Source organism: Sphingomonas sp. (assembly GCF_964263785.1).
Taxonomy (GTDB): domain Bacteria; phylum Pseudomonadota; class Alphaproteobacteria; order Sphingomonadales; family Sphingomonadaceae; genus Sphingomonas.
The window spans coordinates 1-24,711 of sequence record NZ_CAXVWL010000100.1; the positions used below are offsets into that span (position 1 = coordinate 1).

The following is a 24,711-nucleotide window of genomic DNA, read 5'->3' on the forward strand; positions in this document are numbered from 1 at the left end:
CACCATGGCCGCCGCGGCATACAACCTTCAGCTGCTCGCCCGGCAGGCTGCGCCGGCCTGATACGCGGCGTATCCTCCGGTGGCCGGCGTCACCAGCCATCCGCCACGCCGGTTTCGCGCAGACCTTTTTCAACGGTCTCATTCGGTTGTCGAACTGCCGTGGGAGACGCGCTGGGAGGATCCGCTCGAACCGGGGCCAGTCAACGACTATCTCGAAGTGGTCGATTACGATCCCAGCTCGGACGTGTTCTATGCGCCCGTCGACCTGAACGATCCGGTGTTGCTGGCGCAGGACGGCTTGCCGCCGTCGGAGGGACGGCCGCAATTCCATCAGCAGATGGTCTTCGCCGCCGCGATGCGGACGATCCGCGCGTTCGAGCGCGCGCTCGGACGGCCGGTGTTGTGGGCGGGGGACCGCGCCGCTGCGCGCGGCACGCCCGCGCGCAACTTCACCAAGCGGCTGCGCATCTACCCACACGCCCTACTGGAGCAGAACGCCTATTACAGCCCGGAAAAGCGCGCATTGCTGTTCGGCTATTTCAAGACGGCGGAGGAGAACGGCGGCGCCAGCCGCTGGGTGTTCACCGCTCTGTCGCAGGACATCGTCGCGCACGAGACCACGCATGCGATCCTGCACGGCATCCAGCAGCGCTCGATCGAGGCGTCCAACATCGATTCGCTCGCCTTTCACGAGGCGTTCGCCGATATCGTCGCGCTGTTGCAGCATTTCGGCATGGCGCACGTGGTGCGGCACCAGCTGGCGCAGAGCCGCGGATCGTTGCGCCAGCAGGGCCTGCTGACCGGTCTCGCGCTGCAATTCGGACAGGCGACCGGCCGGCAGGGCGCGCTCCGCTACGCGCTGCAATATCTCAGCGCCGAAGCGGCCGCTAAGACGAACGACCGGGCCGCCGGTCCATCGGCTCTCCCGAGGACGCTCGACGAGACCAGCGAGGCGCACGAGCGCGGCGGATTCCTGGTGGCGGCGGTGTTCGACGCGTTCGTCACCATCTTCGAACGGCGCTCGGCGGATCTGTTCCGCCTCGCGCGCACCGGGGGCACGCTGGCGGGCGATCTCCCGGCCGAACTGGTCGAGCGGCTGGCGGACGAAGCGGGGAAGGCAGCCGATCAGGTGCTGCGGATGTGCGTGCGCGCGCTGGATTACATTCCGCCTGTCGACCTGCATTTCGGCGAGTATCTGCGTGCGATCGTGACCGCGGACGCCGATCTCGTGCCGCACGATCCGATGCGTTACCGCGTCGCCTTCGTCGAGGCCTTCAAAAAGCGCGGCATCACCGTGCCCGGCTGCATCTCGATGGCGCCCGACAGCCTGTTATGGGAAGTACCCGATCTCGACGACCTGCCCGAACTCGGTGCCGGCGGCGCGGACCCGGAAGAAACACTGAGCCGCGCTTTTGCCGAGCTGCTCGGGCAGCTGCACCTCACTGTCTCCTTCGATCCGCACACCCGGCTGAGTCTCGGCATCGATCCGGCGGACACGCGCCACAATCTGCGCGAGATGACGATCGCCATCGTCCAGCGCAACCAGTCGCTGCTCCACGACTGGTTCGCCGCCGACACCGATCATGACGAGGCGTGGGAAAAGCTGACCGGCATGCGCCTGCTGGCGCATGACGACCCCAGACGCCAGGTGCCGCTGGCGCGCATCCCGACGCTGCGCTGCGCGAAGACGTCGGCCTCGGGCGTGTCGCCCGCGCCCAAGATCGAGGTCCATTCGGCGCGGATTGCGCGCCGCGCGGGGCCGGACGGACAGGAGGTCCACCAACTCATCATCCAGGTGACGCAGGCGCGGCGCGGCTACGACGATCGCGCCGATCAGCGCAAGGCCGATGTCGGCGACGAAGCGACGCTCGCGCGCGAACCCGATTTCCTCTTCCGCGGCGGCGCGACGATCCATGTCGACCTGCGCGACGGGCGGCTGGTGCGGATCATCCGCAAGAACGTGTGCGACGACACGCGGCTGGAGGCACAGCGCAGCTTTCGCGTCGGCGATGCGACCGGGCGCTCGGTCGGGTTGCGCGGACCCGGCGAGCGCGAGCCCTTCGCCTTCATGCACAGGAGCATGGAATGACCATGGCCGAGCAGAACGCCGGAGACGGAACCCAGGTCTTCGTCCGCATGTACCGCGCTCTCGGCGTAGGATCGGAGCCCTACAAGGGGTTGCTGGGCGATTGCTTCCTCATCCGCATCGTGCGCCCGGACGGCGCGCGATCGCACATCCTGATCGATTGCGGCATCCTGATGGGCAGCCCGCAAGCGGCCGAGCGGATGAAGACCATCGCGCGAGACATCGTGGCGACGACCGGGGGCAAGCTCGATCTCATCGTTGTCACGCATGAGCATTGGGATCATATCTCAGGGTTCGGGCAGGCGCGCGAGGTGTTCCTCGACGGCGGCATCGATATCGGCCGCGTCTGGATGGCGTGGACCGAGGATGCCGAGGACCCGGCCACCAAGGCGATTCGGCAGGACCTCGACAAGCGCAGCTTCGCGCTGGCGACGCTCGCGAACCGGATGGAAGCGGCACGCACCAGCGGCGACCCGCACCACGCCAGCCTGGCGGCGGACCGGCAGGCCGCGATGGCGGGTCTCGACGCATTCCTGGGACCGGTCGGGGAGGATCAACCCGCCGCGCCCACCGACTCGCCCGCATTCGCCGCGACACCGATGGGAATGAAGGCGAGCGCCACCGCGCGTCTGCAAGGCCGCGACATCCTCGCCAAGCTGAAGACCGCCGCCGGGGACAAGGTGGACTATCTGATTCCGGGGATGGTGAAGGAGGCACCGGGCGGTCTGCGTACCTTCGTGCTCGGGCCACCCAAGGCGGCGAAGTTCCTCAAGAAGGACAAGCCGTCGTCGGGTGCGGCGCAGGAGACGTATTTCGACGCGCCGGGTTTCGAGGACCTGCTGCTGCGCGTGGCGGACGGCGGCACCCCCGATCCGGCACGGGATTCGCCGTTCTCGGCGGTGCACCACCGCATCCGTCGCGCCGATGTGGAGTCGCTAGACCCGGCCGGGGTTGCGCCGGGAGCGGGCCTGCGCTCCGAAACGAGCCTGCGTTCCGACACGGGAGTACTCGCCTGGCTCAAGCAGCGCTATTTCGCACCCACCGATGCCGGCGGCAACGACCTGGCAAGGCGTCGGGTCGACGCCGACTGGCTAGGTGCCGCCGGGCCGCTGGCGATGAAGCTCGACAGCGACACCAACAACACCAGCCTGGTCCTCGCCTTCGAACTGCCCGACGGCACGCTGATGCTCTTTCCCGGCGACGCGCAAGTCGGCAACTGGCTGTCCTGGCACGAACAGACCTATGCCGCCGGCGACAGGACCTGGACTGCGGAGGAACTGCTCAACCGCGTGCGCTTCTACAAGGTCGGGCATCACGGCAGCCACAATGCGACGCTGGACGAGAAGGGGCTGGCGATGATGACGCACCCCGATCTGGTCGCCGCCATCCCGACCGACGAGGATTTGGGCAAGCGGCAGGGGAGCAAGGGCTGGGAAATGCCCAATGCGCGCGTCCGACAGGCGCTGCTCAAGGCGACCGGAGGCCGCATCTTCCGCAACGACGCGGGCAAGCCCGACGAGGCGGCGTGGGCCGAGGACCCGGACACCCGCGCCTTTCCCTTTCCGCACGACTTCGCCGCGCGTCTCGTCGCGAAGGACCTGTATCTCGAATATGCTGTCCACGGGCCCGGCTACGCATGATCCAACCGCCGCAAGACGGCAACGCGAAGGGGAAGGCCATGCCAGTCAATCCGGTCAACGACACGAGTGCCAAGCAACCCGAAATCGGCATCGGGCTGTGCCTGTCCGGCGGCGGCTACCGCGCCATGCTGTTCCATGTCGGCAGCTTGTGGCGCCTCTACGAGTGCGACCGATTGAACGGTATCGCGCGCATCTCCAGCGTATCGGGAGGGTCGATCACCAACGGCGTGCTGGCGCTCGCTTGGAAGGATTTGCCGTTCGACGGCAAGCGCGCGCGCTTCGATGCGCTCGTTACCGATCCGATCCGCTCGCTCGCCGCGCGTACGCTCGACGCCGACGCGGTGATCGGCGGCATCTTCCTGCCCGGCAGCGTCGGCGACAAGGTGGCGGCAGCATACGACAAATATCTGTTCAAGGGCAGCTCGCTCAAGGATTTGCCGAACCGTCCGCGGTTCGTGATCAACGCGACCAACGTCCAGTCGGGCGTCCTGTGGCGCTTTTCAAAGGCGTACATGGGCGATTACCGCGTCGGCCGGATCGACAATCCCGATTTCTCGCTGGCAAAGGCGGTCGCGGCCTCCTCCGCGTTTCCGCCGGTGCTCTCGCCGCTGACCATCGAACTGCACCCCTCCGACTTCGCCGCCGGCTCGGGCGACGATCTGCAACGCATGCCGTTCACGTCGGAGGTCGTGCTGGCCGACGGCGGGGTGTACGACAACATGGGGCTAGAGACGGTGTGGAAGCGCTACACGACCGTGCTCGTCAGCGACGCGGGTGCGAAGATGCAGGCGGAGGAGGAGCCCAAGCACGATTGGCCGCGCCACGCCTACCGGGTACTCGACCTGATCGACAACCAGGTGCGCTCGCTGCGCAAACGGGCGCTGGTCGCCAGCTACCAGGCCGCGCATGGCGATCCGAACCGGCGCGAAGGCGCCTATTGGGGCATCGGCACGCCCTATGGAGCGTATGCGGGGCGGGCGCCGACGCTCAACTGCCCCGGCCCCAACACCGACGCCCTCGCCAAGGTGCCGACCCGGCTCAAGAAGATCGACGCCGCGGTGCAGGAGCGGCTGATCAACTGGGGCTATGCGGTCACCGACGCGGCGCTGCGCACGCACGTCGACCCGAAACTGTCGCAGCCCGCGGACTTCCCGTATCCTGCGAGCGGGGTGTGAGGCTCAAAAACTCCTGCCCGATTCGGGGAGGAGCGCGGTTGCCCACAGCTACCGCGGCCGATACCGCAGCCCGATCCACAGCGTCCTCGGCGTCGCGCGTTCGACGATGTTCGCGCCGCTGATCCCTGCCTCCACCCGCGCATCGAACACGTTCTCGGCGCGCGCCTCGATGCCGAGCGCGCGCGTGACCGGGACTGCCAGATAGGCATCGGCGGTGGTCGCGGCGTCGAGGCTGCGGCTGTTCTGGTCGTCGTCGAACTGCCGCGCGCTGTGACGAACGGTGAGCGAGGCGGCCAAGCCGCGATAGCGCCCGCCGATCGTGCCCGACACGGCATCGCGCGGCGTCTGCGCTGGACGCAGGCCGTCGAGCGCCGCGCTGGCGCCGCTTGCCCTTACCCGCGCGTCGACATGGCTCCACGACGCGCGCAGGCCGATCGGCCCGGTACACCACGCCGCGTCGACCTCGAACCCCTGCGAGCGCACCGCATCGACGTTCCGCCGCACCCGGTAGATGCCCCCCGCCGCGACGAAGCCGACGAGCGGAAAGGTGCCGGGGCCGGCGCCCGCGGTGACATTGGCGATCGCGTCGCGAAGTGTATCGACGAAGTACGTCGCGGCGATGCTGACCGCGGGGGCGGGCGCGACAGTCACCCCGCCCTCGACCCCGCGCAACCGTTCGGGCGAGAGGGTGGCGTTGGCGGCGGTCGCGTCGGCACCGGCGCGGAACGGGCGGTAGAGTTCGTTGAGCGTCGGCAGTCGCCATCCGCTGTACGCCGCGGCGCGCAACGTCAGCGGGCGCGCGACCCGCCACGCGACGCCGCCACGCCCGGTCGTCTCGGTGCCGCTGCGGTCCGCGAAGCTGGCGTCGGTCAGCGCGGGACCGGGCCCGAGCGGACGTTCGGATAGGAAGCCGTCGCGAATGCTCCACCGGTCGACGCGCCCGCCGAGCGAGACGGTGACCGCGCCCGCCTCGACGCTGCCATCGGCGAAAACGCCCCCCGCCAGGTTTTCGCCCCCTGCCACGCGGCGGCGGGTCGGGGCGGCGGCGACGAAGGTGTAAAGCTCCTGCGTCCGCCCGTCGACGTCGCGCACGTCCGCGCCGGCGCGCAGGTGGACCCGCTCGCCGAGCGGCGGTTCGATCTCCAGCCGCGCGCCCAGCCCGGTCGCGGGCGTGTTATATTGATCGAGCGTCTGGGTCGCGGCGGTGCGTGCGGTGTCGACCGCGGCAAAACTGGAGGCGAAGCTGCGGGTCTGGAGGTAGGCGAGTGCCGACCAGGTCCAGCGGCCACGCCCGACCAGGCGGACGCTGGCGTCGGCGCCCTCGCTGCGATTGCCGGTGAACGGCGTGCCGCGCTCGCGCACGTCGGTTAAGGCGGCGACGTTGGCCTGGAGCTCAACGCCGGGTGCCACCGCCACGCCGCCGCGGATCGCGCCCGACGCCTGCTCGTAAGGGGCAGGGCGGTCGACGGGGCCGCGGCTCGCCAACACCGTCGGGGTAGAGCCGTCGCCACGTGCATAGGCGCCCGAGATCGTCGCGAAACCGCCCGCCCGCACCAGCGCGGCGGACGCCTGTGCATCGACCGAGTCGCGGCTGCCGTACGATGCGCTACCGGTAAGCGGCGCGAGCTGGTCGGGGGTCGCGCTCTCCAGCTCCACCGTGCCGGCGAGCGCACCGGGCCCGTAGAAGCCGCTGCCGCCGCCGCGAGTCACGCGGATGCCGCCGAGCCGGTCGGTCGCATAGGCGGGAAAGGCGACCCAGCCGCCGAACGGGTCGGTCTGCGGCACGCCATCGAGAACGAGCAGCGCGCGGCTCGACGCGTTGCCGCCGAGCCCGCGCAGGGTGATGCCCTGGCTGGTCGGGTTCGCGGTGCGGCTGTCCGAACGGCGGAACTGCTGCAACCCGGCGACATCGGCGAGCACGCCTTCCAGCCGGTCGGACGCGTTCGCCGCAATCCGGTTGCGGTCGATCTCGACGACGCCGAACGCACGGTCGCCGGGCCGGTCGGCGAGGCCGCGGCCGGTGACGACGATCTCGGGGCCAGCGGCGGGCAGCGGCTTGGTCTGCGCCAGGGCGTTGCCCGGGCAGCCCGCAACGAGCAGCGCGACGTGGCGCAAGGGGGTCATGGAGGCGATCGTTCCTGGGACGTGACGGGCAGGAACCCGCTTTAACGCCCGGCGGGTCTTGCGCCAGCCGTCGCTGCCCTTCGCGTCAGGACAGCACGACCCGGCTGCGCCCTGCGGCCTTGGCCAGCATGCGGCTCATCGCCTTCAGCAGCAGGTTCATCGCGACCGGCTTCAGGATGACCTCGTCGGCGCCTTCGGACAGGCAGCGTTCGCGCAGGTCCACCGCGGTGTCGGCGGTGACCACGATCACCGGCAGCTGGCGCTTGTCGTCGGTGCGCGCGCGCAGGTGGCGGATCGCGGTCAGCCCGTCCATGCCGGGCATCCGCAGGTCCATCAGGATGATGTTGAACGCGCCGTCGTTGATCATCTTGAGCCCGGTTTCGGCGTCGGGCGCCTCATCCATCGTCGCGCCGACCACGCTCAACATGTCCTTCACCACCCGTCGGTTCATGGGGTCGTCTTCGACGAACAGCACCTGCATGTTGGACCTTCCACTGACACTCGGCCGGGTTTCTACGGGGGGGACGGTAAACACGGGCTTACCTCACGCGGCTTCGTGCGCGAGAAAACGCGGGGCGACGAACGTCTCGGGATCGTCGCCGTACAGGTTCTGGAGCGCGTGGATCAGGTCGTCGCCGCCGATCGGCTTGACGACGATCTGCGCCGCGCCGACCATCATCACCTCGGCGATCGACAGCGGTGCGCCGGGGGTGACCAGCAGCGTCACCTGCGCACCGCACGCATCCGCTGCGGCGACGAGCACGCGCAGGCCGTCCAGGCCCTCGACGATGGTGCCGACGTCGGCCAGGACGTGATCGATCGCGCCCCGCGCCAGATGCGCAAGCGCCTCGTCGAGCCCCGGCGCCGCTTCGGTGTCCTCCACCTCGGCGGCGAGCAGCATGCGCAATACGCCACATGCGGCGAGGTCCGCCTCGACGATCAGCAGCGATGCCGTGGCCAGGTCCGAAGCGCCATCGTCGCCGGGCTCGGCCGCCTTGTCGGCGTCGGCGCGCTCCAGCGGCAGCCGCACCTCGAAGGTGGTGCCTTCGCCGACGACGCTGCGCACGGAAATGTCGCCACCCAGCGCCTGCGCCAGGCTGCGGCAGATCGCCAGCCCCAGCCCGGTGCCACCGAACTGGCGCGTCACCCCGCCGTCGACCTGCGCGAACGCCTCGAAGATGTGCGCCTGCTGGTCCGCGGCGATGCCGATGCCGCTGTCGGCGACCGCGATGACAAGCGTCTCGGTGCCGTCTCCGAGCGCCTCCGCCCGCGCGCGCAACGCGATCTCGCCGGCGGACGTGAACTTGGTCGCATTCGACATCAGGTTGAACACGATCTGGCGCAGCCGACCGCCGTCGGACAGGATGCGTGCCGGCGCCGCGTCGATATCGACGATCAGGCGAAGCCCCTTGCCCTCGGCATGCCCGCTCCACAGCCGCGCGACGTCGTGCAGGATCTTGGGCAGATCGGTCGGCTCGCGCACGACGGTCAGCCGCCCGCTTTCCATCTTGGCGACGTCGAGGATGTCGTCGACCAGCGCGCGCATCGTCTCGCCCGCGCCGTGGACCACCTCGATCCGCTCGCGAATGTCGGTCTGGACGCGGCGGTCGGCGAGCAGCACCTGGGTCATGCCGAGAATGCCGTTCAGGGGAGTGCGGATTTCGTGGCTGGTGGTCGCCAGGAACTCGGTCTTGGCCTTCAGCGCCTTTTCCAGCGCGCCGTTGACCTCGGACAGTGTCGTGTTGGCGTCGCGCACCTTGTTGCGGCTGCGGCGGATCGAGAAGAAGCCGAACAGCAGCAGCGCGAAGACGATGCCGCCCGCGACCAGCAGCCCAAGGAACATTAACGTGCGCGCCTCGACGTCGCGCTTGAGCTGCGATTCCTTCAGCTGCGAAATCTTGAGGTTCTGGTTGGCGAAATCGAAACGCGCCGCCAGCAGCTGCGACGCGGCCGACGCGGTCAGCGCCTGCGCTTCGCTGTCGAGCCGCTGGAATGCCTTCAGGTGCGCATAGGCCTGCCGCTCGTCGCCGGACGCTTCGTAGATGCGCGCGGCGGTGCGATGATATTCGCGGAACAGCAATTCGCTGTGATCCAGGTCGACGCCCGCAAAGGTCTGCCCGATCAGCTGCCGGGCCTGCGCCAGCTCGCCGCGCTCGAACGCCAGCTTGGCCGCGACGCCGAGCACGAATGGGCGCCACCCGGCCGCCTCGCCGTGCTGCGCCAGGGTCATCGCCTGGCCGATCGCCACTTCGGCAGTGCGGAACCGCCTTGCGTCCGCCTCCGATCCCGCCAGATTGGTCAGGATGCGGGTCTGGAGGAGCCCGCTGTCGAGCTTGCGCGCCTGAACCAGCGCGGCGCGGTAAGCCACCGCCGCCTCGGCATAGCGCTTCTGCTTGCGCAACACCTCGGCGCGGCTGTTCTGCCCCGTCAGGGTCAACACGGGATCGATGTCGAACGCCTCGGCCGATTGCCGGTAGTAATCCAGCGCGCGGGTATAATCGCCTGCATCGCAGTAGATCTGGCCGATATCCTGCAAGGAGATCGCCTGGCTGCGCGCCTCGCCCGCGATCCGGAACACGGCATAGGCGCGTTGATAATCGCGCAGCGCCGCAAGCACTTGCCCCGCCGCCGCCTCGATCGAGCCGCGCGAGCGCAGCAGATCGCCATGGAGCTTGGAATTGCGATCGAACCGCTCGACGTCGCGCAGCGCGGACCCGGTGATCGGCGCCGCGTCGGTCGCCTGGTTCATGAAGATCAGCGCTTCGCCGTTCAGCCACCGCGCGGTCGCCACCGCGATATGCGCGCGGCGCGATGGCGGCAATCGCTCCGCCAGCGCCAATGCTGCACGCGCGGACGCCAGCGCATGCTGCGGATCGCCCATCATCGCCTTTTTGGTCTGGGCGATGCTCTGGTCGAATGCGGCATAGGTCGGGGCGGGCGCCGCCATCGCCGCGCCCGGCGCGATGGCGGTCGAGAGCAGCAGGAGGAGCGCAGGCACGCGCAGGCGGAGTCGCTTGAGTCGCATGCCTACTCCGATAAGGGCGAAAGTTTAACGGACGCGAAAGGCCATCGATCCTCCCCCAGCCAAGCTGGGGGAGGATTTGCAGGGTTCAGAACCCCAGCCGGAAGCTGGTGCCGGCGGTCACCCCGGGCTGCCCGACGTTGGCGCGGCCCTGCACGTTGACGCGGCCGAACAGGTTCAGCTCGGCAATGCCGCCCATCAGCGTGCGCCCGTACAGGACCTCCGCGACGTAGCGGCGATCGCTGCCGGCGATGTCGAAGCGCTGGACGACATTGCCCAGTTCGCCGGCCTGGCGGTCGATCACCTGAACGTTGCTGACCTCGATCGAACCGCGCTCGATGTGGATCGGCTGCGACAGGGTCACGCGCATCCGATCGTTGCCGAACACGCCGACCTTGGTGATCGCCGCCTGGTAGGCGCTGCTGACGACGCCGCCCTGCGACACCGCGATCGCCTCGCGCGCCGGATCGCCGCCGCGGGTGCGGCCGAGCGTGCCGGTCGCCGACACCGACAGCGTGCCGCCGATCGCCACGTCGGCGCCGAACGTGGCGGCATCGGTGGCGCTGCCATGGCGCAGGTCGCTGGGGTCTAGCGACTGAACGCCGAGCAGCCCGGTGGCTTCGTTGAGCATCGTATAGCCCAGCGTCGTCGTCAGCCACGGCGTAGCCGAATAGCGCAGCGACAGCGTGTTGGCGGTCGCGCGGTACGGGTCGATCCCGCCCAGCGCCACGCGTTCGGCCGCACCCATCCGGTCGAAGTCGCGCACCGCCTCCTGCCGGCTGACGCCGCTCGACAGCGTCAGCCTCTCCGACAGATCGACGTCGACGGCGGCATAGCCCGTGCCCGATGCGAAGCCGAGAAACGGGTTGGCGCCGCCGGTCTCGGTCTCGTAATCGGATTGCATGCCGAAGCCCTGCTGTCCCAGCGCCGCCGCACCGCGGCCGGTGCCGAAGCGCACGCCGATGCCGCTGTTCGGGTTGTGGAGCGCCAAGCCGGTCTCGAAGCCGACGCCGCTCTGGCGCAGGCCCGGCCGGTACGGCTTCGGGCTGGCGGTCATCGTCGCTTCCATGCCGCCGAAGCCGCGCATCTCGGTGCTGAACCGCGCCGCGCCGAACGCGAAGCCGGGGCCGGCCTTGCCGGTGGGTGTCGTCGTTCCGCCGCTCTTGAACCAGTCGAGGAAGCGCGCGGTCAGATAGCTGTTGAACTGCTCGGTGCTGTTGCCGACGGTCTGTCCGGCGAGCTTGCTCGACAGCGGGATAGAGAAATCGCGGTACGACGTCAGCGTGTCCTCGAACGCGGTCACATAGGCGTTGTTCGCTTCCCAATAGGTCAGCATCTGCGAACGCTGCACCGCGGGTATCGTCGCCATCCAGACATCGCCGAGCTTGCTGCCGTTGATGCTGATCTTGAACTTCAGCGCAGCCAGGCTCCCGGGCGACAGCGCCGCGGCGACATCGAGCATGCCGCGGCCATAGACCGGATCGGTGCCGGGCGCGCCGACGTCGCGCGCCGAACTCAGCACCAGATCGGCGGTGTCGGCGGGCCGGTCGCGCAGCCATGGCCAGCGATCGTGGATCAGCGCAACGGTGCCCGACACCAGCGGCGCCGCGAACGACGTGCCCGACATCCGGGTGACGCCGCCCTGGCCGTCGGCGACCAGGATGAATTCGCCCGGCGCGACGATGAAGCGGCTCGCCAGCGTCGCGCGATCCTTACCCGTGCAGCTGCCGTCGCCCGCCATCTTGCCGTCCTTCGTCAGGCAGACGTTGCCCGGACGGTTCGAGAATTCCGAGATCGTGCCGTTGGGATCGACCGATCCGACGACGAGGATCGCCGGGTTCTTGTCGAACGCCCATTGTATGTCCTGCGTCTGAGTGATGCCTTCGTTGCCGGCGGCAAGCACGAAAACGCGCTTCTTGGCTTCCTTCGACACTGCGTCGTCGGAGAACACGGTGTTCCAGCCCGGGTTGAGTGTATAGCCGGGCACGCCCAGCGACATGTTGATGATCGTCGCGCCGTTCTTGACCAGGTTGATGACGCCGTTCTTGATGTCGGTCCACCCCGCGGTGTAGGTCTCGTCGAAGGGATTGTACGCGACCACCGAAGCGCCCGGCGCGATGCCCATGACGCCGCGTCCGTCGTGCGCCGCGGTCATCAGGCTGATCACCGCCGATCCGTGGACTCCCGACACCTTCGATACGCCGCCGGCCATGACGACGCTGCTCGTGCCTTCGCCGGTGACGGTGAAGTCGAGCAGGCCGATGCGGCTGTCCTTGCCCGATCCCAGGTCCTGGGTGATCCGCGGGCTCCAGTTGATCGCCTTCATCCAGTGATCGACCTGGTCGACCCCCGAATAATTCATCAGCCCGTCGTACCAATCCATCAGGAAGAGTTCGTACCCGACCTCGTCAAGGCCGACGAGCGACTGGGCGTCGTTCAGGTCGATGCCGTATTTGCCGAGCATCTTGTTGGCAAAACCGTCCTCGAACGACTGGCCGGTGCGCGCCTGCACCGCGGCGCCCCATGCGGTCTTCGAACCCGCGACGAGCCCTGCGATCTGGCCGTCGATCGCCTGGTAATTGGTCGCGCCGCTCGTCCAGTCGAGCAGGCCGCCGTCGAACGAGCGGATGTTGCCCGCAAAGCTGCGGATGTTGCCCGCCATGCCTTCGAACTGCCCGGCGAAGCTGCGGATGTTGCCCGCGCTGGCGCTCAGCGCCCCGCGCGCGGGATAGATGCCCCCCCAGAACGTCGAATCGGGTCCGGTTACCGGCAGCACGTCGCCGCTGAAACTGCGGATGTTGCCCGCGAAGCTGCGGATGTTACCGGCAAAGCTGCGGATGTTGCCGGCCGATGCGGTCGCATTGCCCGAAAAGCTGCGAATGTTGCCGGCACTTCCCGATACGTCGCCGGCAAAGGAGCGGATGTTGCCCGCATAAGGCAGGATGCCGCCGGCGAACGGGCGGATCGTGCCGCTCATCGCCACCAGGCGCTCGCTCGGCAGCGGCGCGGACGGCGTCTGTGCAGCGCTGTCGGCCGGCGACGGTGCGGGCGCGTCGGCCACTGCGGTCGCGGGTGCCGGTGTCGGCGCCGGTGCCGTTTGGGCAGCGGCCGAACCCGCGGCCAGCAGCGACGTCGCAATCGCGGTGGACAGCAGCGCGGACGCGCGGAACGACGAACCCAATCTCATCAAAACACCCCTTCGTTTTGCCCGTTTACCACCGGGATGCCGTGTCCTGGCACCGCAGCGGTGAGTCGTTCGCAAAGGGACGGGGTAAAGAAAGTGTTAGGGCATTTCTCACTCGAGTAGACCCGCTTGCATCCGTTCGTGCTGAGCGAAGTCGAAGCACATTGGTCGGGCGTGCCCCCCTTCGGCTGGCTGGCAAGCCGGCCGCTCGGGGCAGGCTTCGACTTCGCTCAGGACGAACGGAGGTGGACCAACTACCGGGAGAATCGCCCTGCCTTTATTCCCAGCCGCCCGCTGCCTGGGGCAGGGGCCAGCCGTCGATCGCCGCGGCCGACGGGTGCAGCGGTGACAGATGCGCATCGTCGTGCAGGAACTTCGCAAGGGCCTCGAGCGGCAGCGGCGGCGAGATCAGGTAACCCTGCATCATGTCGCAACCCATGATCCTGAGCAGCGACAGCGAGATTGGATCGTCGACCCCTTCGGCGGTCACCTCCATCTCCAGCGCATGCGCCAGGTCGATCGAGGAGCGCACCAGCAGCGGGTCGCGGTGGCTCTCGGTCAGCCCGCTGACGAACATGCGGTCGATCTTCAGCTCGTCCGCGGGCAATTGCTTGAGATAGGCGAGCGACGACAACCCGGATCCGTAGTCGTCGATCGCAATCTTGATTCCTGCCGCGGCGAAGCGCTGGAGGTTGGCGATCGCCACTTGCGGGTCGTGGATGACTGCGGTTTCGGTGATCTCGAAGCCGATGGTGCCGCCCGCATCCGCCAGCCGCGCCAGTGCCCAGTCGGCAAAGCCGGTGTCCGGCAGCAGGATGCCCGAGATGTTGACGAAGATCGTGATCGCACGGCCGCCATCGGCCAGCCGCGCACGATCGGCCAGCGCGCGGTCGATCACCCAGAAGGTTAAATCACGGATTGCGCCCGTGGCCTCGGCCAGCTCGATCACCTTGTCGGTGCGCAGCAGGCCGAATTCGGGATGGTGCCAGCGCAGCAATGCTTCGGCCGAATCGATCGTGTCGGTGCGCGCGCGCAGCTTGGGCTGGTAATACAGCGAGATCTCGCCGTTCCGCATCGCGCCGGGCAGCTCGCGCATGATGACGAGCTGGTCGATGTCGGACGCGGGCTGATCGGCGAAATCGACGATGCGGACCTTTTCGTGGCGTTCCTGTGCGATGAGCAATGCCGCCGCCGCACGGTCGAGCTGGCGATCGTCGACCACCTGATCGCCCGCATCGACTGCGCCGACCGCCAGCGACAGATCGAAGGTATAGCCGTCGATCGTGAACGGCTGCTCCAGCGCGGCGACGAGCCGGCGCAGCGTGTCGCCGGCCGACTCGACCGAGGCGGCGTCGAACGCGAATTCGACCGAGGTCCGCCCGACGCGGCCGAGCTGACACCCGTTCAGCGTGGTGCGTAGCCGCTCCGCCAAGTCGCGGATCAGTGCATTGGCCAGCGCATAGCCGATCCGTTGGCGCAGCGCCGCGAACCGGTCGATCTCCATGACCGCGACGAACCCGCGCGCGGGCGCCGCGCCGCGCGTCTCCAGCCGCTTGCCCAGCGATTTCGGTACGGCGTGGGCTTCGGCGTCGTGGAAGCGGAAGGCCCCGGCGCCGCCGCGCTTGGCCGCGTACAGTGCGAGATCGGCGTGGCGGCGCAGCGTCTCGACCGAGCATGCGTCTGCGGGCGCGACCGCGATGCCGATGCTCGCGCCAATATCGGCGTGTCCGGCATCGGTCGTTATCGGCGCGGCGATGCGCACGAGGATGGCCTCGGCGACCGCGCGTGCGCGCGCCGCCGGATCGGCATCGACCACGATCAGCGCGAACTCGTCGCCGCCGACCCGCGCCAGGATGTCCTCGGCACCGAGCAGCGGCCGAAGCCGCTCGGCGACCTGCGCCAGCACCGCGTCGCCGGCGAGATGTCCGAAGCGGTCGTTGACCGCCTTGAACCGGTCGAGGTCGATGCTGAGCATCGCCAGGCTGCGCTGCGCGCCCAACAGCGCGTGCAGCGTCGCGATGAACGAATCGCGGTTGAGCAGCCGGGTGAGCGAATCGTGCCGCGCCAGCCAGAGGACTTCGGCCTGCGCTTGTCGCGCTTCGGTGACGTCCTCGGTCACGCACAGCAGATATTGCCGCGGCCGATCGGGGCCGTCGACGACTCGGCGCCGCGTCCGCACGATCGCGACGCGACCGTCGGCACGGTGGAATGTGCCCTCGGTGCAGTGGTCGCCATCGACCGCCAGCGCCAGCTCGTCGCGCCGGCGATACTCCAGCCCCTGCTCGCCGAAGAGCTCGACATCGGTGCGCCCGATGACGGCGTCGGGGGATAACTCCACCAGCATCTCGGCCGCGCGGTTCATGTAGAGATAGCGGCCCGTGCGGGCATCCTTGACGAACAGGGTCGCCGGCAGGGCGTCGGCCAGCATGGTGAGCACCTCGAGCGAGGCGCCATGCGTCCATGGTTGCACGGTCTCGCCGCCGTCGCCGCCCGTGAAGGAACGCGCGGGGGGTGTGCCGGGCAGGGGGTGGCATCGATCCATCCCGCTCTTCCTAGAATAAGCGGACTTACCAATCGGTTTCCTTGCGCTGGGCGCCGGACGGCTTTGCCAATCGAGCGTTGCACTGCGATGGGGGCTCGCGCAGCCTCGAACCGGTTTGAGGCTCGGCGATGGAAAGATGATCGTTGATCGGCTCTGCGGCGCAATTCGGTTCGGACAGTGGCATTGCGGCCTGTGCACCCGGCGCCGCGGCCGACGCACGTTCGCTGTTCCTCAGCCCCGCGGCGGTGCGCGCGCGGATCGCGCTGACCTATCTGTGGCGGCACGGGCGGCTGCCCGATCTGGCCGCGCCCACCCGCTTCACCGAGCTGGTCCAGCTCCGCAAGCTCCACGACCGCGACCCGCGCCTGCCGCTGCTCGCCGACAAGGTGCGGGTCAAGGCGCACGTCGCCGCGCGGCTGGGCGCAGAGTGGGTCATCCCGACACTGTGGCACGGCGATGCGCTGCCGACGGTGCCGCCGTGGGCGCCGCCGTTCGTCGTCAAATCGCGGCACGGCTGCAAACACTGCGCCTTCGTGCGGACCGGCACGGAGGATTGGAGTGCGATCCGACGCCAGGCCCGGCGCTGGATGCGATCGCCTTATGGCCTGTGGCTGGACGAGTGGCTGTACCGGCGGATCGAACGCGGATTGCTTGTCGAGCCGTTCATCGCCGACCGGGGCGCCCTGCCCGTCGATTACAAACTCTACGTCTTTGCCGGGCGCGTCGCCTTTGTGCAGGTGCATCTGTCGCGCGAGCATGCCCATCGTTGGATCCTGTTCGATTCCGCTTGGCGCTGCGTGTCCGACCCCACCGCCGCCGTGCCGCCGCCGCGCTCGCTGGCCGCGATGGTCGCGGCGGCCGAGGACCTCGGCCGGGATTTCGATTTCGTCCGCATCGACTTCTACGAAGTCCGCGGAGCGCCGCTGTTCGGCGAGATGACCTTCTATCCCGGCTCCGGGCTCGACCGCTTCTCGCCGTCCTCGCTGGACGAGCGGATCGGCGCGCTGTGGCGCGATGCCCGGGCTCGGCATCGTACGGATCTGGCGCGCCCGGAGGGATTCGAACCCCCGACCGAGGAGGTAGAAGCTCCTTGCTCTATCCAGCTGAGCTACGGGCGCGCACTGTAAGCGTCGGTAGCGCGGATTGCGCGGCGCGGGAACTGCGATCATGATCGCGCGCATGGCGGTGGACGAAAAGCGCGTGGTGGATGCAGGCGACCTCGCGGATGGGCGGTTCCGCTATTTCGATTTCCTGATGGCCGCGTTCGTCACCGTGCTGCTGCTGTCCAACGTCATCGGCGCGGGCAAGCGCGCGGTCGTCGATTTGCCGTTCGTCGGACCGTGGCCGTTCGGCGCGGGCATCCTGTTCTTTCCGGTGTCCTACGTGCTCGGCGACGTGCTGACCGAAGTCTACGGCTATGCGCGCGCGCGCCGCTGCATCTGGGCGGGGTTCGGTGCGATGCTGTTCATGGCCGGCATGAGCTGGATCGTCGTCGCGCTGCCGCCCGATGCGGGCTGGACGGGACAAGCGGCGTACGAGCAGGTCTTCGGCCAGGTGCCGCGGATCGTGCTCGCCAGCATCTGCGCCTTCTGGGCGGGCGAGTTCGCCAACAGCTTCGTCATGGCGCGGATGAAGGTGTGGACCGCGGGCCGTCACCTTTGGACCCGCACGATCGGCAGCACGGTGGTGGGGGAGGGGATCGACAGCGCGATCTTCTACCCGCTCGCCTTTTACGGCGCGCCCGACTGGCCGGTGGCGGCGTTGCTGACCGTCATGGCGACGCAGTTCGTGCTGAAAGTGTCGTGGGAAGTGCTGCTCACACCGATGACCTATGCGGTCGTCGGCTTCCTTAAGCGGCGCGAGGGTGTCGACGTGTTCGATCGCCAGACAAATTTCTCGCCGTTCAGGACGCGGGTGTGATTGGCGGCGCCGCCCGCGCCGGATAGAGTGAGCCCGTCGTCAGGGAGGTTGTCGTGCCTGCACCCAATGCCGCCGAGGGAGATGCCCCCAAATGGGGCGTGGCCGATCTGTTGCTGTGGAAGCTGGTGCCGCAGCGGCTCGGCGGCGGGCGGCCCTATATCCAGCGCTACAAGGACGCCTGGGTCCGCCATCACCGCGCGACGATCCGGCGCGAGGCGGGACGGTTCGGGCTGCCGGGGCCGATGCTGGCGGGGGTGTGCTGGATCGAGGTCGGTGGCGACCCGACGTTCATCGATTCGGTCGCTTTTGCGGTGCGCAACTTTGACTGGTCCGGGCCGGATTGGGTCGACCGGCACATGACGATCACCAGCCCACCCGGCAAGACATCCTTCGGCGCGGTCAGCATCCAGCTGCGCACCGCGGCGGAGACGCTGGGGCGCGATCCTGCGAAAATGTCGTCGGGCGAGCTGATGACGCTGGCTACCTTGCTCGAGAAGGATGCCGACAACATCACGATCGTCGCGCGGCACCTGAGCCAGTTGGCACGGCACGACGGCCTTGCCCGCGCGCTCACGCTCGGCGATCCGCAAGCGATCCGCGTCGTCGGTGCGCGCTACAACCGCGGGGTGGGGCTCAGCATCGAGCAAATTCGGCGCAACACCAGCTACGGCGATTTCATTGTCAAATTCTGGCCGCGCTTCGTCAGCCTGGTCGCGTGACGTCGCGAGTCGTGCGCATAGCGGCGCTGGCGATCGCCGCGGCAGCGATCGTGCTGCTGCTGACGTTGCCCGTGAGCGAATACGACTGGATGCGCGACATGGATCCTTCGATCCCACCGGGCACCATCGTCGACAATGGCAGTGCCCGTGTCGCAGCGGGGCTGACGGCGCTGATCGGCGTCGCGACCGGCACCCTAGCGGCATGGTTCTCGCGCGGCATCGTGCGCTGGGTGGCGGTTGCGGCAGCGGTGATCGTCGCAGTCATCTGGGCGGTCAAGTTCGCGGCCTGAGCCTCAGGCGGCAACGCGCTCCAGCAACCCCTCGAACAGTCGCCGTCCGTCCGTCCCGCCGTGCGCCGCCTCGACCCGGCGTTCGGGGTGCGGCATCATCCCCAGCACGTTGCCCGCTTCGTTGACGATCCCCGCGATGCCACGTGCGGACCCATTGACCGCGCCCGCATAGCGGAACGCCACCCGGCCTTCGCCCTCCAGCCGATCGAGCGTCGCGTCGTCCGCAAAGTAATTGCCGTCGTGGTGCGCGACCGGCACGGTGATCGTCTCGCCCGCGTCATAGCCGGCGGTGAACGGCGAACGCGCCTCGCCGACCGTCAGCGCGGCGTCGCGGCAGACGAAATTCAGCCCGGCATTGCGCATCAAGGCGCCCGGCAGCAGCCCGGCTTCGGTCAGCACCTGAAAGCCGTTGCACACCCCCAGCACCGCCACCCCGCGCGCCGCCGCCTCCACAACCGCGCGCATCACCGGCGAGCGTGCCGCGATCGCGCCCGAGCGGAGGTAGTCGCCGTACGAGAAGCCACCCGGCACCGCGACTATGTCGACCCGCTCGGGCAGCGCCGTTTCGGCGTGCCAGACCATAGCCGGCTTCACGCCGGTCACCTGCTCCAGCGCGACCGCCAGGTCGCGGTCGCAATTGGAGCCCGGAAAGACGATCACCGCCGCCTTCATCAGGCGCGCTCGATCCGGTAATCCTCGATCACGGTGTTCGCCAGCAGCTTGCGGCACATCGCATCGACGGTCGCATCGTCGGTGCCGTCCGCGACCTCCATCTCGATCAGCTTGCCCGCACGCACCTCGCCGACGCCGGCAAAGCCCAACGACCCCAAGGCATGCCCGATCGCCTTGCCCTGTGGGTCGAGCACGCCGGGTTTCAGCGTCACGACGATGCGCAGCTTCACTTGCCCCTCCGCTTGCGATGGCTGGCCAGGTCGAGCACCGCGCCCTCCTCGCCCTCGGGCAGCAGGCCCAGCCGCCGCGCGACCTCTTGATACGCCTCTGCCTCGCCGCCCAGGTCCTGGCGGAAGCGGTCCTTGTCCATCTTGTCGTTGGTTTCCATGTCCCACAGCCGGCAGCCGTCGGGGCTGATCTCGTCGGCCAGGATGATGCGACCGTAATCGTTGTCCCAGATGCGGCCGAACTCCAGTTTGAAGTCGACCAGCCGGATGCCGACGCCCGCGAACAGGCCGCTGAGGAAATCGTTGATGCGGATCGCCAGGTCGGCGATGTCGTGCATCTCCTCCTGGCTCGCCCAGCCGAACGCCGCGATATGTTCGTCGGAGATCATCGGATCGCCGAGCGCGTCGTCCTTGTAATAATATTCGATGATCGTCCGCGGCAGCTTGGTGCCTTCCTCGATGCCGAGCCGCTTGCTCAGCGAACCCGCCGCGACGTTGCGCACGACGACCTCGATGGGCACGATCTCGACCTGGCGGATCAACTGCTCGCGCATGTTGAGGCGGCGGATGAAATGGGTCGGCACGCCGATATGGTCGAGCAGGGTGAAGACATGCTCGGAAATGCGATTGTTGAGGACGCCCTTGCCGTTGATCGTGCCCTTCTTTTGCGCGTTGAAGGCGGTGGCATCGTCCTTGAAATACTGGATCAGCGTGCCGGGCTCCGGCCCCTCGTAAAGGATCTTGGCCTTGCCTTCGTAGATCTGGCGGCGGCGAGCCATAAGCGCGGTGTCCCTTGAAACAGGACGCCCCGGCGGCGCGTGGGCGGGGCCGGGGCGTGAGATGCGCCGGGCTATACGGGATGGGGGGCAGGGGTGCAATCAGCCGATGGGCGGCAAGACTGCGCTGAGTTGTACAAACAAAGACCGTATCGGACTCGATCCGATGTGCAAAGCGATGGCGAGTGCGATAGCATCGGTGACTGACGTAAGCCGGTAGGGGGACTTGTGGCGCACGCACGATTGACGGCTGCATTGGCTGTTGCGGCAGCTACATCGGGCTGTTCAACGGTTGCCGGAGGGCCGCCGCGCATGGCCGACATGATCGCCAGCGATACCAAGGCCGGGAAGGCAGGCGTATCCCGACTGGGAGCACTCAAGGGAGCGATCCAAGCCGATTGCCTTGAACTGCCATTGACCGCGCCCGGCGGAACGGGGCGACGCAATGCTTTGGCGACCGCCTACATGCTGGTTGTCGATCAGGCGTACGATCGGTTCGAGGCGGCGATGCTGCAGGAGGCGCGCACGGGCAACTTCGTCGCGACGATTGCCTCCCTCGGACTGGCAACCGCGGGCGCGGTGGCGAGCGGCAAGACCGCCAGCATACTGAGCGCCGCCAATACCGGCGTCATCGGCGAACGCGAGGCCTTCAACAAGGAATTCCTGTTCAGTATGACGGTGCCCGCGCTTCAGAACCAAATGCGCGCTTCGCGCGCCGACGTGCGGACGCGCATTTACGAACGGATGCAACAAGGGCTCGATATCTGGCCGACCTGTATCGCGCTTCAGGATCTGGGCGCCTACGAACAGGCGGGAACGATTGTAGGCGCACTGGTCGGAATCAATGAAACCACGGCGACGAACAAGGTTATTGCCGAAAACAAGGCGCAGAATGCAATCCAGCGCTATAAATTCGACACGGGCCCGACCACGACCGCGCTGGAAGCCTATTTCGAAGCTGCGGCGACTAACGATCTCTATCTCGCACGTGTCGCCAGCGCAAAGGCTGTCCTTGCGAGCCTCTTTCCCAATCCTCCCGGCGGGCTGAACCCCGACGAGTTTTTTGCTCGCTTGGCCGACGGGGGCTATCCGGCGCAGCAGCGCACGTTGGTGCTCGCCCTGATCGCCGCGGAGGACGATCCTGCCGCGCGCAAGATACTTATTGAAGGCCTGGCAAAAGAGGAGAAGTGATATGTCGGAATGGATCGTGGAAAGCGTGCCCAATGCACGAGTCAAGTCGTTTTGCAAACTGCGCAAAGCGATCGGCGCGATCAAATGCGAACCCAAAGACAATGGCGACCAAACATCGGACATCACCGTGGTCTTTCCCGAGCGCGAGAAGTTTGCCGATCAACAGGAGCGGATCAACCGTTGATTGGATCGGTCGTCGCTACTTGATCGATGTCGGTCCCCATGAAGCGCGGATTGCCCACTTAGTCTCGGCCCAAGCGGCTGTATCAGGAGCGATAAGTTCGACATGGCCGGTCGCCGGCACCGTATGCAGCGCCGCCCGGTCCCCGGACGCCGCGGCCATGTTCACGTAAGCCAACGCCATCCGATACGGGATGATCCGGTCCTCGCGCCCGTTCACCAAGTCCTGGGGCACACCGAGCGGCAGTAGGCGGGGGACCGAGGTGTCGGCATACGGGTCGCGCCGCGCGCCGTCATCCGTCGGGCCGACCAGCTTGGCCACCACCTCGGTCCCGCAGCCGTTGTCCGGGCTTGCCGCGGTGTCGGCTAGGTCGGGCAGCCCGCCCAGGCTGACGACCCGCGCGATCCTGAGCGGGTGCGCGGTCCGCAATGGGCTCGTAAGCGGAAGCCCGCGCCGCGCCGCCAGCCATAAGGCGAGATGCCCACCCGCCGAATGCCCGACCGCGACGACCCGCCGCGTGTCGAAACCGAACCGCTTCGCCTCAACCGCCAAGCGGTCCGCCGCCGCGGCGACATCGGCGAAGGTGCCCGGATAGCCGCCGCCCGGACGGTCGACGCCGCGATAGTCGATGTTCCACACCGCGATGCCGTCCGCGCGCAGGTCGGCGGCGGCCCAATTCATCAGCGTGCGATCGGCGATCTTCGTCTGCCAGCATCCGCCGTGGACCATGACGACGGTCGGGAACGGTCCTTTGCCCCGAGGCACCCACACGTCGACCTTCTGGTACGCGTCGGGGCCATAGGACACGGTCGCGTCGGCGATCGGGCGGGAGCGCGCGGTGAGGTCCGCCCAGGTCAGGCGCGGCGCATCGGCAGCGATGAGCGCGGCGGCGGCGAAGGGAAGCAGGAGGCGAAGCATGGCGGCGGTGTAGCGGCGCGCGCCGCCGACCGAAACCGCTTCGCTGACGATCGCGCACCAAACGCCTTGCGATGTTGGAAATCCTGCGGCAACCTTCCTCCGCTCATTCTGATCGGCCGGAACCTCGTGCATGTCTCGCGCGCTCGTCGCGGCGAGGAGAGTATCGATGACTGACCCGCATATGGCGCCCGGCGACCAGGCTCCCCAGGGCACGCCCGGCACCGGCGAGAACGTCTGCCCGGTCTGCGGCGGCAGCGGATCGGTCGATGGCGGCGCTTGCGCGAATTGCGAGGGCACGGGCACGATCGTCGAGGGCATCGGCGGCGGCTGACCGCCGGCACCGGCCCGGCGCCAGGAAGCGCATTGGCCTCACCTTAGCCTCACCTTCCGCGCGGCGCAGTCGGAAACCTGCCCTTTACGCCTGCGAGAATATGGCGGGCCGATCGAAAGGCGCGCGCTTGAAGATTCTCGTCCTGTCCACGCTCTATCCCAACGCCGTCCAGCGGCGCCACGGCATCTTCATCGAGCACCGCGTCGCGCATCTCTCTGCTGCGGCCGGCGATGAGGTCCGCGTCGTCGCGCCGGTGCCGTGGTTCCCATCTGCAAACCCTCGATTCGGCGCCTGGGCCGAGCACGCCCGCGCCCCGCACAATGCCGAGCGCCGTGGCCTCGCCATCGCCCACCCCCGCTATCCGACGATCCCCAAGATCGGCATGACCGCTGCGCCGCTACTGATGGCGGCGGCGCTGGCAAAGCCGATCGCCGCGACCCGGCGCGATTTCGACTTCGACGTGATCGACAGCTATTATCTCTACCCCGACGGCGTCGCCGCGGCGCTGCTCGGCCGGTGGTTCGATCGTGCCGTCGTGATGTCCGCGCTCGGCACCGACGTCAGCCTGATCCCGCAGGCCCGCCTGCCACGCACGATGATCCTCAAGGCGGTCGAGCGCGCCGCCCACGTCACCACCGTCTGCGGCGCGTTGCGCGACGGGCTGATCGACCTGGGCGCCGAACCAGGCAAGATCACGGTGGTCGAGCACGGCGTCGACCTCGACCTCTTCCGCCCGCCCGCAAATCGCGCGGCGTTGCGCGCGGGGCTCGGCATCGACGCGCCGACGCTGCTGTCGGTCGGCCATTTGATCGACCGCAAGGGCCACGATTACGCGATCCGCGCGGTCGCCAGGCTCCCCGGCGTCCACCTGATGATCGCCGGCGACGGCCCGCGCGACGCTTCGCTGCGCGCACTCGCGAAGGCGCAAGGCGTCGACGACCGCGTCCGCTTCCTCGGCCACGTCGACCAGCACCGCCTGCCAGAACTCTACGGGGCCGCCGACGCGACGCTCAGCTGCTCGGACCGCGAAGGCATCGCCAACGTCCTCCTCGAATCGCTCGCCTGCGGCACGCCCCTGGTCGCAACCCCGGTCTGGGGCTCGCCCGAGGTGGTGCGGGTGCCCGAGGCGGGTCTGCTGGTGGCGGAGCGCTCCGACACAGCGATTGGGGCAGGGGCGGCGCGGTTGCTCGCGAACCTTCCAGATCGCGCCGCCACGCGCGCGTTCGGCGAGCGCTACGACTGGGCCGAAACCGGTCGTCAGCACCGCGCCATATTGGCGGAGGCGGTGGCGGGATATCGCCTGCTCGCAGCACCCGCTCCGGTCCCGGTTTGATCTCGATCACGGCGGTGCTATCCCCCGCATCGCATGGCCACCGACCTCCTGATCCCCACCGACGCACCCTTCGACACCGCGCTTAGCGAACGCTACCTCGTCTACGCGCTCTCGACGATCACCGCGCGCTCGCTGCCCGACGTTCGCGACGGGCTGAAGCCGGTCCACCGGCGCCTGCTATGGGCGATGCGGCTGCTCAAACTCGATCCGGCGCAGGGCTACAAGAAATGCGCCCGCGTCGTCGGCGACGTCATCGGCAAATACCATCCCCACGGCGACCAGTCGGTCTACGACGCGATGGTGCGCCTCGCGCAGACCTTTTCGCTGCGCTATCCGCTGGTCGACGGGCAGGGCAATTTCGGCAACATCGACGGCGATAA

Annotated in this window: 20 protein-coding genes, 1 tRNA gene and 1 pseudogene; 12 read left to right on the forward strand and 10 right to left on the reverse strand. The window is 68.2% G+C overall.

All coding sequences use genetic code 11. The features are described from left to right. Window positions 1–79: 79 nt before the first annotated feature. The 3 genes from ACE5C1_RS13145 to ACE5C1_RS13155 are packed head-to-tail and all read left to right on the forward strand — an operon-like array spanning window position 80 to window position 4,901. On the forward strand, window positions 80–2,089 hold the full coding sequence (locus ACE5C1_RS13145; protein WP_374944527.1) for a hypothetical protein: 2,010 nt from the start codon (window positions 80–82) through the stop codon (window positions 2,087–2,089). Further along, on the forward strand, window positions 2,086–3,726 hold the full coding sequence (locus tag ACE5C1_RS13150) for an MBL fold metallo-hydrolase (protein ID WP_374944528.1): 1,641 nt from the start codon (window positions 2,086–2,088) through the stop codon (window positions 3,724–3,726). Before ACE5C1_RS13145 ends, ACE5C1_RS13150 begins: the two co-directional genes overlap by 4 nt. Window positions 3,727–3,764: 38 nt before the next feature. Continuing rightward, window positions 3,765–4,901, forward strand: coding sequence for a patatin-like phospholipase family protein (locus ACE5C1_RS13155; protein ID WP_374944529.1), 1,137 nt, complete (start codon window positions 3,765–3,767; stop codon window positions 4,899–4,901). 48 nt (window positions 4,902–4,949) lie between these two features. On the opposite strand, the gene ACE5C1_RS13160 is transcribed toward ACE5C1_RS13155, so the two are convergent. From ACE5C1_RS13160 to ACE5C1_RS13180, 5 genes are all read right to left on the reverse strand, one after another. Beyond that, the gene (locus ACE5C1_RS13160) at window positions 4,950–7,025 is read right to left on the reverse strand and encodes a TonB-dependent receptor (RefSeq protein ID WP_374944530.1); all 2,076 of its coding nucleotides are present in this window, start codon (window positions 7,023–7,025) and stop codon (window positions 4,950–4,952) included. Window positions 7,026–7,110: 85 nt separating this feature from the next. Then, window positions 7,111–7,506 (reverse strand): response regulator, encoded by a 396-nt coding sequence (locus ACE5C1_RS13165; RefSeq protein WP_374944531.1) that lies wholly within the window; start codon window positions 7,504–7,506, stop codon window positions 7,111–7,113. 63 nt (window positions 7,507–7,569) lie between these two features. After that, the gene (locus tag ACE5C1_RS13170) at window positions 7,570–10,050 is read right to left on the reverse strand and encodes an ATP-binding protein (RefSeq protein ID WP_374944532.1); all 2,481 of its coding nucleotides are present in this window, start codon (window positions 10,048–10,050) and stop codon (window positions 7,570–7,572) included. A gap of 85 nt (window positions 10,051–10,135) precedes the next feature. Further along, window positions 10,136–13,234: a S8 family serine peptidase gene (locus ACE5C1_RS13175; protein WP_374944533.1), complete on the reverse strand. Its 3,099-nt coding sequence runs from the start codon at window positions 13,232–13,234 to the stop codon at window positions 10,136–10,138. Between the two features lie 274 nt (window positions 13,235–13,508). After that, window positions 13,509–15,773 (reverse strand): EAL domain-containing protein, encoded by a 2,265-nt coding sequence (locus ACE5C1_RS13180; protein WP_374944534.1) that lies wholly within the window; start codon window positions 15,771–15,773, stop codon window positions 13,509–13,511. A 245-nt stretch (window positions 15,774–16,018) separates the two neighbouring features. On the opposite strand from ACE5C1_RS13180, the pseudogene ACE5C1_RS13185 reads away from it, so the two are divergent. Next, window positions 16,019–16,768: pseudogene (locus ACE5C1_RS13185) on the forward strand (ATP-grasp fold amidoligase family protein); the annotation flags it as partial. 46 nt (window positions 16,769–16,814) lie between these two features. Here ACE5C1_RS13185 and ACE5C1_RS13190 read toward each other — a convergent pair. Next, a tRNA-Arg gene (locus tag ACE5C1_RS13190) sits at window positions 16,815–16,891 on the reverse strand. A 61-nt stretch (window positions 16,892–16,952) separates the two neighbouring features. Here ACE5C1_RS13190 and ACE5C1_RS13195 point away from each other — a divergent pair. From ACE5C1_RS13195 to ACE5C1_RS13205, 3 genes are read left to right on the forward strand one after another with little or no spacing between them, the layout of a single operon-like run. Next, window positions 16,953–17,693: a queuosine precursor transporter gene (locus ACE5C1_RS13195; protein ID WP_374944546.1), complete on the forward strand. Its 741-nt coding sequence runs from the start codon at window positions 16,953–16,955 to the stop codon at window positions 17,691–17,693. A 53-nt stretch (window positions 17,694–17,746) separates the two neighbouring features. Continuing rightward, window positions 17,747–18,412, forward strand: coding sequence for a hypothetical protein (locus ACE5C1_RS13200; RefSeq protein WP_374944535.1), 666 nt, complete (start codon window positions 17,747–17,749; stop codon window positions 18,410–18,412). Then, window positions 18,409–18,702 (forward strand): hypothetical protein, encoded by a 294-nt coding sequence (locus ACE5C1_RS13205; RefSeq protein WP_374944536.1) that lies wholly within the window; start codon window positions 18,409–18,411, stop codon window positions 18,700–18,702. The genes ACE5C1_RS13200 and ACE5C1_RS13205 overlap by 4 nt, the downstream gene beginning before the upstream one ends. A gap of 3 nt (window positions 18,703–18,705) precedes the next feature. Here the strand turns inward: ACE5C1_RS13205 and purQ are convergent, their stop codons facing one another. Genes purQ through purC form a run of 3 tightly spaced genes read right to left on the reverse strand, consistent with a single transcriptional unit; the run spans window position 18,706 to window position 20,380 of the window. Beyond that, window positions 18,706–19,374: a phosphoribosylformylglycinamidine synthase subunit PurQ gene (purQ, locus tag ACE5C1_RS13210; RefSeq protein ID WP_374944537.1), complete on the reverse strand. Its 669-nt coding sequence runs from the start codon at window positions 19,372–19,374 to the stop codon at window positions 18,706–18,708. Next, window positions 19,374–19,604: a phosphoribosylformylglycinamidine synthase subunit PurS gene (purS, locus tag ACE5C1_RS13215; protein WP_374944538.1), complete on the reverse strand. Its 231-nt coding sequence runs from the start codon at window positions 19,602–19,604 to the stop codon at window positions 19,374–19,376. Before purS ends, purQ begins: the two co-directional genes overlap by 1 nt. Then, entirely contained in the window at window positions 19,601–20,380 is a 780-nt protein-coding gene (purC, locus tag ACE5C1_RS13220) for a phosphoribosylaminoimidazolesuccinocarboxamide synthase (protein WP_374944539.1), read from the reverse strand. The genes purS and purC overlap by 4 nt, the downstream gene beginning before the upstream one ends. A 309-nt stretch (window positions 20,381–20,689) precedes the next feature. Between purC and ACE5C1_RS13225 the strand changes: the two genes are divergently transcribed. Both ACE5C1_RS13225 and ACE5C1_RS13230 read left to right on the forward strand, forming a co-directional pair. Further along, the gene (locus ACE5C1_RS13225) at window positions 20,690–21,568 is read left to right on the forward strand and encodes a hypothetical protein (protein ID WP_374944540.1); all 879 of its coding nucleotides are present in this window, start codon (window positions 20,690–20,692) and stop codon (window positions 21,566–21,568) included. Window position 21,569: 1 nt separating this feature from the next. Next, window positions 21,570–21,752: a hypothetical protein gene (locus tag ACE5C1_RS13230; RefSeq protein ID WP_374944541.1), complete on the forward strand. Its 183-nt coding sequence runs from the start codon at window positions 21,570–21,572 to the stop codon at window positions 21,750–21,752. 15 nt (window positions 21,753–21,767) lie between these two features. Here ACE5C1_RS13230 and ACE5C1_RS13235 read toward each other — a convergent pair whose 3' ends face one another. After that, complete coding sequence (locus ACE5C1_RS13235; protein WP_374944542.1) at window positions 21,768–22,667, reverse strand: alpha/beta hydrolase family protein; 900 nt, start codon at window positions 22,665–22,667, stop codon at window positions 21,768–21,770. Between the two features lie 166 nt (window positions 22,668–22,833). Here ACE5C1_RS13235 and ACE5C1_RS13240 point away from each other — a divergent pair, with 166 nt between their 5' ends. The 3 genes from ACE5C1_RS13240 to ACE5C1_RS13250 form a co-directional block, all read left to right on the forward strand. Continuing rightward, window positions 22,834–22,998, forward strand: a complete 165-nt coding sequence (locus tag ACE5C1_RS13240) for a hypothetical protein (RefSeq protein ID WP_374944543.1) — start codon at window positions 22,834–22,836, stop codon at window positions 22,996–22,998. A gap of 127 nt (window positions 22,999–23,125) precedes the next feature. Then, a complete protein-coding gene (locus ACE5C1_RS13245; protein WP_374944544.1) occupies window positions 23,126–24,331 on the forward strand; it encodes a glycosyltransferase in 1,206 nt (401 codons plus the stop codon). Between the two features lie 33 nt (window positions 24,332–24,364). Further along, the coding region (locus tag ACE5C1_RS13250; RefSeq protein ID WP_374944545.1) for a DNA gyrase subunit A at window positions 24,365–24,711 on the forward strand (347 nt) is incomplete at its 3' end.

Coding starts and splice junctions, on each gene's coding strand:
- ACE5C1_RS13150 (WP_374944528.1), top strand. CDS start 2,086: ATGACCATGGCCGAGCAGAACGCCGGAGACGGAACCCAGGTCTTCGTC.
- ACE5C1_RS13155 (WP_374944529.1), top strand. CDS start 3,765: ATGCCAGTCAATCCGGTCAACGACACGAGTGCCAAGCAACCCGAAATC.
- ACE5C1_RS13160 (WP_374944530.1), bottom strand. CDS start 7,025: ATGACCCCCTTGCGCCACGTCGCGCTGCTCGTTGCGGGCTGCCCGGGC.
- ACE5C1_RS13165 (WP_374944531.1), bottom strand. CDS start 7,506: ATGCAGGTGCTGTTCGTCGAAGACGACCCCATGAACCGACGGGTGGTG.
- ACE5C1_RS13170 (WP_374944532.1), bottom strand. CDS start 10,050: ATGCGACTCAAGCGACTCCGCCTGCGCGTGCCTGCGCTCCTCCTGCTG.
- ACE5C1_RS13175 (WP_374944533.1), bottom strand. CDS start 13,234: ATGAGATTGGGTTCGTCGTTCCGCGCGTCCGCGCTGCTGTCCACCGCG.
- ACE5C1_RS13180 (WP_374944534.1), bottom strand. CDS start 15,773: ATGGATCGATGCCACCCCCTGCCCGGCACACCCCCCGCGCGTTCCTTC.
- ACE5C1_RS13195 (WP_374944546.1), top strand. CDS start 16,953: ATGGCGGTGGACGAAAAGCGCGTGGTGGATGCAGGCGACCTCGCGGAT.
- purQ (WP_374944537.1), bottom strand. CDS start 19,374: ATGAAGGCGGCGGTGATCGTCTTTCCGGGCTCCAATTGCGACCGCGAC.
- purC (WP_374944539.1), bottom strand. CDS start 20,380: ATGGCTCGCCGCCGCCAGATCTACGAAGGCAAGGCCAAGATCCTTTAC.
- ACE5C1_RS13225 (WP_374944540.1), top strand. CDS start 20,690: ATGGCCGACATGATCGCCAGCGATACCAAGGCCGGGAAGGCAGGCGTA.
- ACE5C1_RS13230 (WP_374944541.1), top strand. CDS start 21,570: ATGTCGGAATGGATCGTGGAAAGCGTGCCCAATGCACGAGTCAAGTCG.
- ACE5C1_RS13235 (WP_374944542.1), bottom strand. CDS start 22,667: ATGCTTCGCCTCCTGCTTCCCTTCGCCGCCGCCGCGCTCATCGCTGCC.
- ACE5C1_RS13240 (WP_374944543.1), top strand. CDS start 22,834: ATGACTGACCCGCATATGGCGCCCGGCGACCAGGCTCCCCAGGGCACG.